Origin of the sequence: Pseudomonas sp. PB120 (assembly GCF_009761815.1) — a bacterium.
GTDB lineage: Bacteria > Pseudomonadota > Gammaproteobacteria > Pseudomonadales > Pseudomonadaceae > Aquipseudomonas.
The window spans coordinates 1-13,869 of record NZ_RWIN01000045.1 but is presented as its reverse complement, the minus strand read 5'-3'; the positions used below and the strand labels follow the sequence as shown (position 1 = coordinate 13,869).

The following is a 13,869-nucleotide window of genomic DNA, read 5'->3' as shown; positions in this document are numbered from 1 at the left end:
TGGGCACTAAAAAATTATTTTGTTTAACGGGATTACGCTGCAATGAGTGATATCAAGAGCTCCACGATCGCGCGATTCAAAAGTCGTGAGGCCATCATCGGCATTGTCGGCCTGGGCTATGTCGGCCTGCCGCTGATGCTGCGCTACACCGCCGCCGGCTACCGCGTGCTGGGCATCGACATCGACCAGCACAAGATCGACATGCTGAACGATGGCATGAGCTACATCGAGCACATCCAGGGCGAACGCATCGCCCAGGCCCGCGCCGCAGGTTTCGAGGCCACCGCCAACTTCGCCCGCGTCAGCGAATGCGATGCGCTGATCCTGTGCGTGCCCACCCCGCTCAACGAATACCGCGAACCAGACATGAGCTACGTGGTCGGCACCGCGGACAACATTGCGCCATTCCTGCGTCCCGGCCAGATCGTTTCGCTGGAAAGCACCACCTACCCGGGTACCACCGACGAAGAATTGTTGCCACGCATCCGCAACCAGGGCCTGACCGTCGGCAAGGACGTTTTCCTGGTGTACAGCCCGGAGCGTGAAGACCCGGGCAACCAGCGCTTCGACACCCAGACCATTCCCAAAGTCGTCGGCGGCACCACCCCGGCCTGCCTGGAAGTAGGCGTCGCACTGTACGAACAGGCCATCGACCGCATCGTGCAGGTCAGCTCCACCAAAGCCGCCGAGCTGACCAAACTTCTGGAAAACATCCACCGCGCCGTGAACATTGGCCTGGTCAACGAAATGAAAATCGTGGCCGACAGAATGGGCATCGACATCTTTGAAGTGGTCGATGCCGCGTCCACCAAACCCTTCGGCTTCACCCCCTACTACCCAGGCCCAGGCCTCGGTGGCCACTGCATTCCAATCGACCCGTTCTACCTGACCTGGAAAGCCCGCGCCTACGGCTTGCACACCCGCTTCATCGAGCTCTCGGGGGAAATCAACCAAGGCATGCCTGAGTACGTGGTCAGCAAACTGGTAGAAGGCCTGAACAACGAAGGCAAGGCCCTGAAGAACAGCAAAGTGCTGGTGCTGGGCATCGCCTATAAAAAGAACATCGACGACATGCGCGAGTCGCCGGCGCTGGAAATCATGAAACTGGTGCAACAGCGCGGTAGCGACATCGCCTACAGCGACCCGCACATCGCCGAATTCCACGGCCACGGCGAGTACCAGTTCCAACTCGACAGCCAGGAGCTGAGCCCGGAAAGCCTGGCCAGCTATGACGCCGTGGTGCTGGCCACCGACCACGACCGATTCGACTACGCAATGATCGGCCGTCACTCGCAGCTGCTGGTCGACAGCCGCGGCAAATTCCGCGAGCCCGCTGCCAACGTCATTCGCGCCTAAACGCTGGTAAAACTGTAGGAGCGAGCTTGCTCGCGAAGCACTTGAGAACGCTGCGCGGTGTCAGGATTACAACAGCATCGTTGACGACCCTCGCGAGCAAGCTCGCTCCTACCCCTAACGTTCAGCACAACGCGAACGCTACCCAAAAGTCAGTGCAAAGGGCGCCGCCGCTTGTTGGATTGCACTGATTACATGAGGCGCCCTCTCCCCATGTTGAGGATACCGATGAAGCACCACTTCGAGTGCCGCAAGCAATCGCTGAATACGCGCCTTCGGCTGTTCGATCTCGCAAGCGAGTGCAAACTCCAGCAACCCTTGCCGCGAGGCGAACATTGATTTATTACCCGCCAGATCCAGCGCCAAAACATCCTCCGGGATGTAAGCCGTGGTGTTGACGATGTCAAATGCCGGCGCCAGGCGAGCATCGCGTTGCGTAGGCTCGGAATACAGCAAACCAAAGTTCTTCAGGTGGGCGTCGCCATTTCCGACGATGCAGCTCAGCGTTACGCTGTCGAATAGCTGCTCAAGCGAAGACCGCAGATTTTTCACAGGACAGAACAATCGAATGGCCTTGGCGATGGCCGCGTAACTCTTGCTGTACTTCTGATCGGCCGAAAGCCCCATCAACGCGGCCATGTCTTCGAAGCCGATCGGATTGAGCTGATCGTCTCGATCGAATCGGCGCATGACAAACAGCTTGGCATTGTCGGAAAGGTAAAACTCCGGGACGGGAATGCCTGCCTCTTTGGCAATGGACATGCAAAGGAATTCGTTGATCGCCAGGCCCGGAAACTCGTCCCGGCCACTTTTAATGATCAAGTCCGAAGTTTTTGAAGTCACTCGTGGCAATCCAATGCCCTGAAGTTCGGGTACCAGCACCTTCGGTTGGACACCCGAAATACCCGCCCGCAGGATGTATCGATCCAGCAGGCTGGCGAAAATATCTTCCGTACCGTCCCACGTCAGAATCTCTTCGAGTTTTTCTCCCGGAAACTGCTGCTCGGCGAGCAAAGCTTCAACTGTTTCGGAGCGCACTTGAATCCTGCCAATCGGCGAACTGCTACCGGAAAGAGCCAGCAACAGCATCGGATCGACATTGACGGTTTTAGCCAAACGATTACGCAGTTGCTCCAACACATACCCTTCGGGCAGATTCATCTGAAACACAGGGTGCAGTTCTCGCCGACGAAACTCTTCCGCGCGGACGGGCATCGACAGGCTGACAGCCATGTTGGGCAAAGCTTCTTCGTGATAGCGGAAAACGAAATCCTCGGCGCTGGTGAAAATCCGGCCGCTGAGTCCCTCCGGGGTGCTGACGGCGAGCGAGGCCATTTTCATTCAAACAATTCCCCAAGCTCTTCAAGTGTCGGCATGGCTGCCGGAATGACGGCCAACTCGCACTCCAAAGCGCCCAGGATGCGCGCATAAGCGAGCATGCCCACGGTCAGGGCGCCCTTCTCTACAGCAACGACTTTTTGTCGCGGCAACCCGGCGAGATCGGCAAGACTCGCTTGAGTCAGACCGCGGTTTATTCGCTTTTCGCGAATCTGGCGACCCAGGCGGGAGACAAGCAGAGCGTGATCCATGTTCGTTTACCGTGACATTTTCAATTAAATGTACTTTATACGAGACATTTTTGCCAGTCGGACTCTGTACGTTCCAGGATCATTTTCGTCTGTGCCGAACAGAGTCGCTGGATCGCCTTCTACAATCAATCACCATCCCCTATCACTGAGCAAACGAACCCATGACCACCCTCAAAGAACGCTTGAAGCAAGGCAAGGATGCTCGCAAAAATTGCTCACGCAGTTCGCAGGCGTCTTTGGGGAAAATCAATCGCGACCCGATTCCGTTGATCAAGGCGTCGAGCGAAGGTCGGGTCAAGTCGCTGGTCGAACTGCGCTACGGGCGCATGCTGGTCTCGCCGTTTACCTTCTACCGTGGCAACGCACTGTTGCAGGCCCACGACCTGGCCGGTACGCAGAACATGGGCCTGGTGTCGCCGATCTGTGGCGACAGCCACCTGATGAATTTTGGTGGTTTTGCCACGCCCGAGCGCAACCTGCTGTTCAGCGTCAATGATTTCGACGAAGCCCATCCCGGGCCTTGGGAGTGGGACTTGAAACGGCTGGTGGCGAGTTTTGTGGTGGCCGCCCGTGACCTGCGCCATGGCGAAACGGTGGAAGAAACGGTCTGCCGGCAAGTGGTCGGCGCCTACCAGCAGACCATGCTCGAGTGCGCCCAACAAAGTGCGCTGGAGACCTGGTACGAATCCATCAGTTATGACGACCTGCTGCAACAGGCCAGCAAAAACACCCTGGAGCACGTGCAGCGCGCCATCGACAAAGCCGAGCGGCGCACCCATGCCGAACTGCTGCCGAAAATCAGTGAGCGAGACGCGCACGGCCGTCTGATCATTCGCGATGACCTGCCGGAAATCTTCCACCTGCACAAAAACACAACGCTGCTGGATGCCGAAGATGACTGGCTGCGTCTCTCGGACTGGCGTCCGCTCTACAAAACATTCATGAGCGACTATCGAAGCACGCTGCAAGCGGATCGCCGTGATCTGTTATCGCGTTTTCACGTGCATGACATGGCGTTCAAAGTGGTGGGCGTGGGCAGTGTCGGCACCCGTTGCCTGGTGGCCCTGCTGACCGATGAACAAGGGTTCCCGTTGTTCCTGCAATTCAAGGAAGCGCGACCGTCGGTGCTCACCCACTATGTGAAAGCCAAATCACGGGTGCGGCACAACGGTCAGCGCGTGGTCGAAGGCCAGCGATTGATGCAATCAGCCAGCGACCTGTTCCTCGGATGGGCGACCGGCCCAAACGGTCGTCACTTTTATGTGCGTCAGCTGCGCGACATGAAAGTCTCGGCCGAACTCGAAAACTTCGACGCTGAAACCTTCGCCGCCTATGGACACGTCTGTGGCCGCGCCCTGGCCCGCGCACACGCCAAGGCGTCCGGTTGCGCCGCCCAGATCAGCGGTTACCTCGGCAAGGGCGATGCGCTGGCGGATGCATTGTTCAAATATGCGCGAACCTACACCGACCAGAACGAGCGCGATTTCGAACGCTTCCAGTTGGCCTGCCGCAAGGGGCAATTGCGTGCGCGGTCGGAAGCGGACTTTGCGGCGGATCATTTGCCATAGGGTGCAGCTGCGCTGGGTGCGGGGCTTCATGCAGATGAATTTTTCTTCACCCCATCGCCCCGCGCCAACCGGTACATTGCGCTCGCTCATTCAAGAAACTACGGTTTGCCCGCCCTCCCGCGGGCTTTTTTTTGTCTGTCGTTTTGTCCGTCAAAACCCTTGGCGCCGCGTATCCGGAAAACTCACCTTTCGTTCACGATTCGTTTAGTAATCGCCGCGTATGCTCAAACTTCCCCGTTTCCCCTTCGGTCAGCAAAAGCCCATGTCGCGCCCCGCCAGTTCACTGTTTTTGCTTGCCGCCCTGTTGTTTTTCTTCGCCCTGGGCAATCACCAGCTGCAAGGTTCGACGGAGGCTCGGGTGGCCGGGATTGCCATGGAAATGCACGTGGACAACGATTGGGTCACCCCCCGGTTGTTCGGCGAACCTTTTCTGGAGAAGCCTCCCCTGAGTTTGTGGCTCGATGCCGGTGCGATCCGCGCGTTCGGTGGCACGCCTTGGGCGGTGCGGCTGGCGTCGGCGTTTGCCGGGTTGTTCAGCGTGATGATCCTGTACGCGATGCTGCGCCGGTTCGGCCGCCCCAAGTCGATTGCCTGGACGGCGGGCATTCTGCTGGCGACCATGGCCAGTTACTGGAGCAATGTGCGCGGCGTCGGTGAAGACGCCCTGCTCGCCCTCGGCGTGACCCTGGCGCTGCTGGCCTTTTTTCAGGGCCATCGGCAGGCGAGCACCGGCAATGCGTGGCTGTTTGCATTGGGCATCGCCATCGCGACGTTGAGTAAAGGCGTGTTGGGCCTGGCGATGCCGGGGGTGGTGATCTTCGCGTTTCTGCTGGCCGAGAGCCTGATGGACAAGCGCCTGAAGATCTCGGACTGGCTGCGTCCTGGCGTGCTGACGCTATTGGGCCTGGTGCCGCTGATGATCTGGCTGGCGGTGCTGTATCAGCGCGGCGGTACTTCGGCAGTGACGGAAGTGCTGCTGACCAACAGCGTCGGGCGTTTCAGCGGCTCCTTTGTCGACGCCGGGCATTACGAGCCGTTCTATTACTACCTGGCCAAACTGCCCCAGGCATTTTTGCCCTGGAACATTCTGGTGTACCTGGGGCTGTGGCATTTCCGCAAAAGCCTGATGGCCAATCGTTACTTGTTGTTTTTCACCCTGTGGGTGCTGGCGCAGTTCGTGATGTTGACCCTGGCGTCGAGCAAACGCACCGTTTACCTGATGTCGATGACACCCGCCGCCGCGGTGATTGCCGCCGAATATGCGAGCGTGCTGTACGAACGGTTGAAGGCCCGTCACACCGGTATCGCGCGCCATCGACAGGTGTTCGCCGTGGGGGCCATCGCCGTGGTGATAGGCAGCTACCTCGCCGCCGCTCAGTGGGCGCTACCCCATGCGGATCGCAGACTGTCTTTCCTGCCACTGACCGAGCAGATTCAAACGATGCAGGCCAATGGTCAGCAAGTGGCCATGTTCCAGGCCAATGAGCGGGTGGGCGGCGCCAGCGTGTTCTATACGCAGAGCAAGCTGAAGGGGCTGGACACCGAGGAACAGCTGCATGAGTTTCTGGCGGCCTCGCCCACTCATGTGGCGGTGATGTCCGCTGACACGGAACCGGGGCCTCCGTTGAAAGTGCTGAAAATGATGCGGGTTGGACGCCAGGATTATTTCTTTGTCGGGCAGTGAGACCGAGTAATCGTTCATCGTCGGATCGCCGCCCGGAGCCGGCTCACTCCCACAGTGGAATGCATTCCAATGTAGGAGCGAGCCTGCTCGCGAAGGCGGCCTCATTGACGACAACGATGTCTTCTTCATTGCAGGACATGACCTACCCAAAAAGCAGAAAAGGCCCACAGAACTTTAAGGTTGTCGGTCGGAAGCGGGCTCTCTAGTCTTGGGTTGTCACTGAAAACTCAGTGATCGGGTGTGAGAACCCGGAGGACGATGTTAATCCAGTGCCATAACCACCATAATTGCCGCCAGCTTATCCGCTGCCTGCAGTTTCGTTATGGCGGCTGTGTGCGGGCGGACTTCGGTCTGGCCGGAACTTGTCCTCCCCGGTTTCTCACTCCGCACACAGCTGCCACCTCTTCTACCGCGTGAGAAACGGCAAGGGATGGCGCCTAATTGATGAGGACTGTCTTTTGGATAAGCTAATCCCAGATCCCCCACCTACCAAACCCTATCGCCCCAGCCCCTTCTTCACGATCCTCCCCGACATCGGCACCGAAAACCTCCTCGCCCATGCCTGCGAGTCCTTGGCCTCCGCCAGTGTCATGACCAGCGATTTGGCCACCGACCTGAACGGTTCGCAGCGCAACACCGCGCTGGCCATTGCGCAGATCATCATGCTGGCGGAGTTGGCGGTGAACCAGGCCTTGGATAACGTCGATCCCCAGGAATAAGCAATCCAATGTGGGAGCGAGCCGGCTCCGGGCGGCGATCCGACGATAGCAATTTCCCAGGCAACAAAAAACCCGCAATCCCTACTCGGATTGCGGGTTTCGTCATTCAAGATTTATCTCAAATCACAGGCTGAGCCACCAACTCCGGCCTTTCAGCCTTCTTCAACACCGGCACATCCAGCCGCGCCCGGCCATAAAACGCCAGCGCCGTCACCAAACACGCCGCCCACACGAAGATCCCGGCCCAGAAGGTGTGGGACATGTAGTGCCAGCCTTGCAGAACCCGCGTCGTGCCGTAGATGAAGCCGAGCAACAGCGAGCCCCACAGGATCGCTTTCGAATAGCGCCAGCGATAACGGCGAGCCACAAAATACAGGGCCAACATGGTGAAACCACCCGATGCATGTCCGCCTGGCCAGCAACGGCCCTTGCCCGCTTCCCTGAACAGCTGGAAGTTGTTGTACCACTCGATGTGCGGCATTTTCCCGCCGTAGAGCGTGGTTTCAATCGGGCAGTACACGCTGGTGTGCGACTTCAGGAAATGGATCACACCGGTACAGATCGCAAACGCGAACACGACAAACAGGAAATCCCGGCGATGGGCATGGGCAAACCGAAGCACCGGGGCGGCTTTGCAGCGTTCCAGAAAAGCGCCGAGGCGCGGGTGCTTTTGCGGGTTGACCAATGGCCAGACAAAGGACAGCACTGCCCCGATCAAGGCGATTTCAGCGGTCCAGTTCGGAATGATCCGCGCCCACTTGTGGGTCAGTTGCTCAAAGAAGCGAACGTGATCGAGCGGAAAGATCTGCGCCACCGGGTCAAACAGCAAGTTGCTGAAGGCCATGTCGATGGTGGTCATGTCGAACATCAGGAAAACCACCGCCGCGCAGGCCAGTGGAATACCAAAATTCACCCAGTAAAAACGGTAGCGCGAAGCAGTCAGCATCGTGTGTCCTGATCCAGAGGGAAGATGAAAAAAATCATTCGGTGGTCACCGAACGCCAATCCGAGGCCTCGATAACACCGAGCATGCGCGGGTGTTCAGGGGTTTGGGCAGACACGAACAACGACGCACCGTAACCCAAGGTCGAGGCCGGCAACTTGAGGTCTTTCTCCAGTTGCGACATGCATTCGCTGTGGGTCACCAGTATCAGGTTGCGACCCGCCACTTTGTGCGCCAGGGCGTCACGCAGCATGGTGCCTTTGCAGTTGATCAACCAGTCTTCCCCGACCCCGACCTTGTTGAACATGAAGCCGGCTGTCTGCGCGGTGCGGATCACCGGGCTGTTGTAGATATCGGACTTCTCCAGCCCCAGTTTTTGAAACTGGTCACCTACCGCCACCGCGACGCTTCTGGAACGCTCGGTGATGCCGTCGTTACCGCTCAGGCAGGCAGCACTGGAATGATCGCAGCGTTCGACGTGACGAACCAGCACGATCATATCGCCCTTGGCCCAGCCGTCAACCAGCGCCTTGGCACCGGCCGCGTTGCCATGGGCCAGGTCCGGCGCACCGACAGGGCGCAGCAGCCAGAATGCCAGGGAAACCATCAGCAGCGCCGAGGCAATCACCACGGCGGTGTTGCGATAGCGGGTCAAACGGCTCAGGTCGATCGAGCGTTTTACCCCGAACAGGCTCAGTCTTAATCCCACATCAAGCCGCCTCGCCGGCCAACATCTTTTTTCATTCGAAGCGGCGAGGTTAGAGAAGCTCGCGTCGGCAGCCAGTGAAACCCATGTGAAAAAAAGCTTAAAACCGGGCAAAAGCCGAGTAACGGAAACTGCTCCGCAAAAACCTTTCAGCTCTCGCGAAGGCGGCCGATACAGTCCTGCTACACCCCCTTGCTGGCGCCCAAAAACAACAATCTTCCAGCCAACCGACGATCAAGAAGCACAACGTTCCTGGAGGAATTTTTGATGAATAGCTGGTTCGGCAATATCAGCGTGAACCTGAAACTGGGCCTGGGATTCGGCCTGGTCCTGGCGTTAACGTGCGTCCTGGCCCTGACGGGCTGGACCAGCCTGGGCGGGTTGATTGACCGCAGCAACTGGATGAGCGACATCACCCAGCTCAACGCCGGCCTGACCAAGCTGCGCGTGGTTCGTCTGCAATACATGCTGACCAACGGCGACGAAACGGCCGCGCAGGCCGTGCAAACCACCCTCGACGCCTTCTCCGCGCAACAGCAATCGCTGCTGGCGAAGTTCAAGAGCCCGGAAAACCTCAAGCTGCTCAAAGCCCAAGGTGACGTCATCGAGGCGTATAAAACGTCCCTGAACAAAATGCGCAGCGCCTACCGCTCAGGTAACAGCGCTCGCGACGCCATGGGCGCCAACGCCGAAACCGCCAACACGCTGCTGGGCACCATCAACACCCGCGTGCAGCAAATGCCGCTGAGCGACCAACGCTTCGAACAGTTCCAGGCCATCACGGCGGCCCGGGAAGCGTTCTTGCTGGCCCGCTACGAAGTGCGCGGCTACACCGCGACCACCAACGCCGAGACCGAGCAAAAAGCCGTCGGCCAACTGGACGCGGCGATTGCCAGCCTGAAAACCCTCAACGTGCAGTTCGCCGACACTCAGCTGGACGCCCTGCGTCAGCTGGAAACCGCGCTGACGTCCTACCGCAGTGCCTTGCAGGCTTACAAGGCCGCCAGCAACGATACCGTGCAGGCACGCAAGGAAATGACCGACCAGGGCGCCACCATTGTGACCTTGAGCGATCAGCTGTATCAGATCCAGCTCGACCGCCGCGACGCCGAAAGCGCCCAGGCCCGCACCCTGCAAATCATCAGCACCTTGCTGGCGTTGTTGGTCGGTGTCATTGCCGCCCTCGTCATCACCCGTCAGATCACCGGCCCCCTGCGCGACACCCTGGCCGTGGTGCAACGCATCGCCAGCGGCGACCTGTCCCAGGACGTCCAGGTGACGCGCCGCGACGAACTCGGCGTGTTGCAACAAGGCATCGCGCGCATGGGCGTGACCCTGCGTGACTTGATCAGCGGCATCCGCGACGGCGTCACCCAGATCGCCAGCGCCGCCGAAGAGCTGTCGGCCGTGACCGGGCAAACCAGCGCCGGGGTCAACAGCCAGAAAATCGAAACCGATCAGGTCGCCACGGCCATGCACGAAATGACCGCCACCGTGCAGGAAGTCGCACGCAACGCCGAACAGGCGTCCCAGGCTGCCGCCGCGGCTGACGGTGAAGCTCGCGAAGGCGACAAGGTCGTCAACGAAGCCATCGCCCAGATCGAGCGACTGGCCAGCGAAGTGGTGCGTTCCACCGAAGCCATGAGCGTGCTGCAACAGGAAAGCGACAAGATCGGCAGCGTTATGGACGTGATCAAGGCCGTGGCCGAGCAGACCAACTTGCTGGCCCTCAACGCAGCGATTGAAGCGGCTCGCGCCGGTGAAGCCGGTCGCGGATTTGCCGTGGTGGCCGACGAAGTCCGGGGCCTGGCCCAGCGCACGCAGAAATCCACCGAAGAAATCGAAGGCCTGGTGGCTGGTCTGCAGAACGGCACCCAACAAGTGTCGGCGGTGATGAACAACAGCCGCGTCCTGACCGACAGCAGCGTCGCCCTGACCCGCAAGGCCGGCGTCTCACTGGAAAACATCACCCGCACGGTGTCGAACATCCAGTCGATGAACCAGCAGATCGCGGCCGCCGCCGAGCAGCAAAGCGCCGTCGCCGAAGAGATCAGCCGCAGCATCATCAACGTACGCGACGTGTCCGAACAAACCGCCGCCGCCAGCGACGAAACCGCCAAGTCCAGCATTGAACTGGCGCGGTTGGGCAACCAGTTGCAGATGATGGTGAGCCACTTCCGGGTTTGACGGTCAGCCAGCGCTGATTTGCAGATCCAATCGCGAGCAGGCTCGCTCCCACAGAATTGCGCTGAACCTGTGGGAGTGAGCCTGCTCGCGATGGCGATACGACAAACAACCTGGATTTCCGCTCTGGCTTGTCGCCCTACACACAAATCGCATTGGTAAACACCAACCGATTCCCAAACGGATCGGTCACGGTCATGTCCTGGCTGCCCCATGGCATGGCCTGGATCTGGGGGTGCGAAACCTTGTATTGCTTGGCGATCAGCTGCTGTTGGAACGCCTCCAGTTCATCCGTCTCGATGCGCAAGGCCGAGCCGGGTGTGCTGTCGCCGTGGTGTTCCGACAGGTGCAGCACGCATTCGCCACGGGAGACTTGCAGGTACAGCGGAAAATTCGGCTCGAAACGATGCTGCCAGTCGACCTTGAAGCCGAGGAAGTCGACGTAGAACTCCATGGCTTTGTGTTCGTCGAAAATCCGCAGAATCGGGGTGGTTTTGCCGAAGCTCATGAAGTTGCTCCCAGACTGGAAAGACCCGGCGTGTAGCCGGGCTAGTGTCAGCGCTTCGGCTTGGCGATGGCTTTCTTTAGTTGCAATGTGCCATCACTGTGACGCAGCACTCGGAATCGTTATTGAAAACCGTCGCGCAAATCCCCTTCTCGCGCCAGAAACCGCCCTTCCCGTTTGCCGTTTGCCTGCCCGTCGCTGTAGCTCAACACGCCATTGACCCACACCCCGTCAATCCCTTCCGCCGCCCGTTGCGGGTCATTGAAGTCTGCGACGTCACGGATGGTCGCCGGATCAAACAGCACCAGATCCGCCCAATGCCCTTCACGGATCTCGCCACGTTCCTTCAAGCCAAACCGCGCCGCCGACAGCCCGGTCATTTTGTGCACCGCGGTGTGCAGTGGAAACAGCCCCACATCGCGACTGAAATGCCCGAGTACCCGTGGGAAAGCGCCCCACAAACGTGGATGGGGGAACGGATCTTCCGGCAGGCCGTCTGACCCCACCATCGACAACGGATGCGCGAGGATTCTTCGTACATCCGCCTCGTCCATGCCGTAGTACACCGCGCCCGCGGGTTGCAGTCGGCGGGCCGCTTCGAGCAATGCCACGTTCCACTCGGCAGCAATGTCCATCAGGTCGCGACCGCCCAGTTCCGGATGTGGCGTGGACCAGGTGATGGTGATGCGGTGGGCGTCGGTGACCTGTTTTAGATCGAGGGTCGAAGAGCTCGCCGCATAGGGGTAACAATCGCAGCCCACCGGGTGGGTTTTCGCAGCCTCTTCCAGCGAAGCCAATAATTGTGGGCTGCGTCCCCAGTTACCGGCGCCGGCACACTTGAGGTGGGAAATGATCACCGGGGATTTCGCATGGCGGCCGATCTGGAACGCCTCGTCCATGGCCTCCAGCACGGGCTCGAATTCGCTGCGCAAATGCGTGGTGTACACCGCGCCGAACGCCGTCAGTTCTTCGGTCAGTTGCTTCACTTCATCGGTGGAGGCCGAGAACGCGCTGGCGTACGCCAGGCCTGTGGATAAACCCAAGGCACCGGCTTCGAGGCTTTCGCGCAGTTGCTCGCGCATCGCGCTGATTTCATCGGCCGTGGCGGTGCGGAACAGGTCGTCGAGGTGATTGCTGCGCAACGCGGTATGGCCGACCAGCGCGGCAACGTTCAGCGTGGTGTTCGCCGCTTCGACCGCCGCACGGTAAGCGCTGAAGGTGGGGTAAACAAACGCAGCCGCTGTGCCGAGCAGGTTCATCGGGTCCGGCGGATCGCCCTTCAAACTTACCGGCGAGGCGCTGATCCCGCAGTTGCCGACGATCACCGTGGTCACCCCCTGGCTGAGCTTGGGCAGCATCTGCGGCTGACGGATCACCACGGTGTCGTCATGGGTATGCACGTCGATGAATCCCGGCGCCAGCACCCGGCCGGCAGCGTGGATTTCTTCGGCGGCGCGGGCATCGTGCAGGTCGCCGATACGCTCGATGCGGCCGTTCAGAATCGCCACGTCGGCGGTGTAACCGGGGGTGTTGCTGCCGTCGATGATCAGGGCGTTGCGAATCAGCGTGTCGTACATCATGTCAGTCTCCCAGCGGCAAGTGATCGTCGCCGCCGCGGTAATCGTCGAGGGCGAGTTTGATCCGCCGCAGACGTTCTTGATTGTCTTCAGGATTGGCCAGCGCCAGCTCGGTGGCAAGCACGTCGATGGCCAGCAGCATGCCGTAGCGCGCCGCCGTGGGTTTGTAGATGAACGAGGTTTCGGCGCTTTGCAGCGGCAGGACGATGTCGGCCAGTTGCGCCAGCGGCGAGTCGGCGCGGGTGATGGCCAGAATCCGTGCGCCATAGTTGCGAGCCAGCTCTACCGTCTCCAGCAACTCGGGCGTGATGCCGGTCAGCGAACAGACGATGACCACGTGCTCGGCGCTGAGGCTGGCCGCGGTGATCCGCATCATCACCGCGTCATGGCACACGGCAATCGGGTAGCCGAGTCGCACCAGGCGCACTTGCAGTTCATCGCTGCACAACGTCGAGCAGCCGCCCATGCCGAACGCATGAATCATCCGCGCCTTGCCCAACAATTTAACGGCATCGGCAAAGCGCGACTCGTCAAACGCGGACAGATGCTGGCGCAGCGTCGACTCGATGTCCCCGACGATCTGCCCATAGAACGCCGATTGCTCGGGTGTACCGGCCGGGTCGAGAAAACGGCTGCCGACGCCGTTGGCCTGGGCCAGTTGCAGGCGCAGGTCACGCAGGTCGCGACAGCCGACGGTGCGGGCAAAACGTGACAACGTGGCGGTGCTGACTTCCGCTCTCAGCGCCAGCTCATCGAGGCTGGCGGCGGAAGCAAACCCCACGTCGTCGAGCATCAGCCGTGCGATGCGGCCTTCACCGGCACTGAACGAATCCTGACGGGCGCGGATTTGATAGAGGATGTCCATGGCGAGCGGCTCCGGTTAAATCAGGTAAGAAAGACCCACGGTCAACGCGAAAGCGACCACCGAAATCAGGGTCTCGAGCACGGTCCAGGTCTTGAAGGTCTGGGCGACGGTCATGTTGAAGTATTCCTTGATCAACCAGAAGCCGCCGTCGTTGACGTGGGAAAAGATAACCGACC

General features: G+C 59.9%; 12 protein-coding genes and 1 pseudogene. 5 read left to right on the top strand and 8 right to left on the bottom strand.

Annotated features, from left to right (window positions below; translation table 11 throughout):
* Positions 1-42: 42 nt before the first annotated feature.
* Positions 43-1,356, top strand: coding sequence for a nucleotide sugar dehydrogenase (locus tag EJA72_RS08915; RefSeq protein WP_157711119.1), 1,314 nt, complete (start codon positions 43-45; stop codon positions 1,354-1,356).
* A gap of 138 nt (positions 1,357-1,494) precedes the next feature.
* On the opposite strand, the gene EJA72_RS08910 is transcribed toward EJA72_RS08915, so the two are convergent.
* Both EJA72_RS08910 and EJA72_RS08905 read right to left on the bottom strand, forming a co-directional pair.
* On the bottom strand, positions 1,495-2,694 hold the full coding sequence (locus EJA72_RS08910; RefSeq protein ID WP_157711118.1) for a type II toxin-antitoxin system HipA family toxin: 1,200 nt from the start codon (positions 2,692-2,694) through the stop codon (positions 1,495-1,497).
* Positions 2,691-2,942, bottom strand: coding sequence for a helix-turn-helix transcriptional regulator (locus EJA72_RS08905; protein ID WP_157711117.1), 252 nt, complete (start codon positions 2,940-2,942; stop codon positions 2,691-2,693). The genes EJA72_RS08910 and EJA72_RS08905 overlap by 4 nt, the downstream gene beginning before the upstream one ends.
* A gap of 161 nt (positions 2,943-3,103) precedes the next feature.
* On the opposite strand from EJA72_RS08905, the gene EJA72_RS08900 reads away from it, so the two are divergent.
* The 3 genes from EJA72_RS08900 (at position 3,104) to EJA72_RS08890 (ending at position 6,913) form a co-directional block, all read left to right on the top strand.
* On the top strand, positions 3,104-4,510 hold the full coding sequence (locus EJA72_RS08900; RefSeq protein WP_157711116.1) for a DUF2252 domain-containing protein: 1,407 nt from the start codon (positions 3,104-3,106) through the stop codon (positions 4,508-4,510).
* A 262-nt stretch (positions 4,511-4,772) separates the two neighbouring features.
* Complete coding sequence (locus EJA72_RS08895) at positions 4,773-6,194, top strand: glycosyltransferase family 39 protein (RefSeq protein ID WP_157711115.1); 1,422 nt, start codon at positions 4,773-4,775, stop codon at positions 6,192-6,194.
* A gap of 458 nt (positions 6,195-6,652) precedes the next feature.
* Entirely contained in the window at positions 6,653-6,913 is a 261-nt protein-coding gene (locus EJA72_RS08890) for a DUF6124 family protein (RefSeq protein ID WP_157711114.1), read from the top strand.
* Positions 6,914-7,031: 118 nt separating this feature from the next.
* On the opposite strand, the gene EJA72_RS08885 is transcribed toward EJA72_RS08890, so the two are convergent.
* Positions 7,032-7,859, bottom strand: coding sequence for a phosphatase PAP2 family protein (locus EJA72_RS08885; protein WP_157711113.1), 828 nt, complete (start codon positions 7,857-7,859; stop codon positions 7,032-7,034).
* Positions 7,860-7,893: 34 nt separating this feature from the next.
* Entirely contained in the window at positions 7,894-8,565 is a 672-nt protein-coding gene (locus EJA72_RS08880; protein ID WP_178129199.1) for a histidine phosphatase family protein, read from the bottom strand.
* 264 nt (positions 8,566-8,829) lie between these two features.
* On the opposite strand from EJA72_RS08880, the gene EJA72_RS08875 reads away from it, so the two are divergent.
* Positions 8,830-10,749 (top strand): methyl-accepting chemotaxis protein, encoded by a 1,920-nt coding sequence (locus EJA72_RS08875; RefSeq protein ID WP_157711112.1) that lies wholly within the window; start codon positions 8,830-8,832, stop codon positions 10,747-10,749.
* 136 nt (positions 10,750-10,885) lie between these two features.
* Here the strand turns inward: EJA72_RS08875 and EJA72_RS08870 are convergent, their stop codons facing one another.
* From EJA72_RS08870 to EJA72_RS08855, 4 genes and pseudogenes are all read right to left on the bottom strand, one after another.
* On the bottom strand, positions 10,886-11,254 hold the full coding sequence (locus tag EJA72_RS08870; protein WP_157711111.1) for a glyoxalase superfamily protein: 369 nt from the start codon (positions 11,252-11,254) through the stop codon (positions 10,886-10,888).
* Between the two features lie 119 nt (positions 11,255-11,373).
* The gene (locus EJA72_RS08865; protein WP_157711110.1) at positions 11,374-12,831 is read right to left on the bottom strand and encodes an amidohydrolase family protein; all 1,458 of its coding nucleotides are present in this window, start codon (positions 12,829-12,831) and stop codon (positions 11,374-11,376) included.
* Position 12,832: 1 nt separating this feature from the next.
* A complete protein-coding gene (locus tag EJA72_RS08860) occupies positions 12,833-13,693 on the bottom strand; it encodes a MurR/RpiR family transcriptional regulator (protein WP_157711109.1) in 861 nt (286 codons plus the stop codon).
* Between the two features lie 15 nt (positions 13,694-13,708).
* Positions 13,709-13,869 (bottom strand): annotated as a pseudogene (locus EJA72_RS08855) (permease DsdX); the annotation flags it as partial.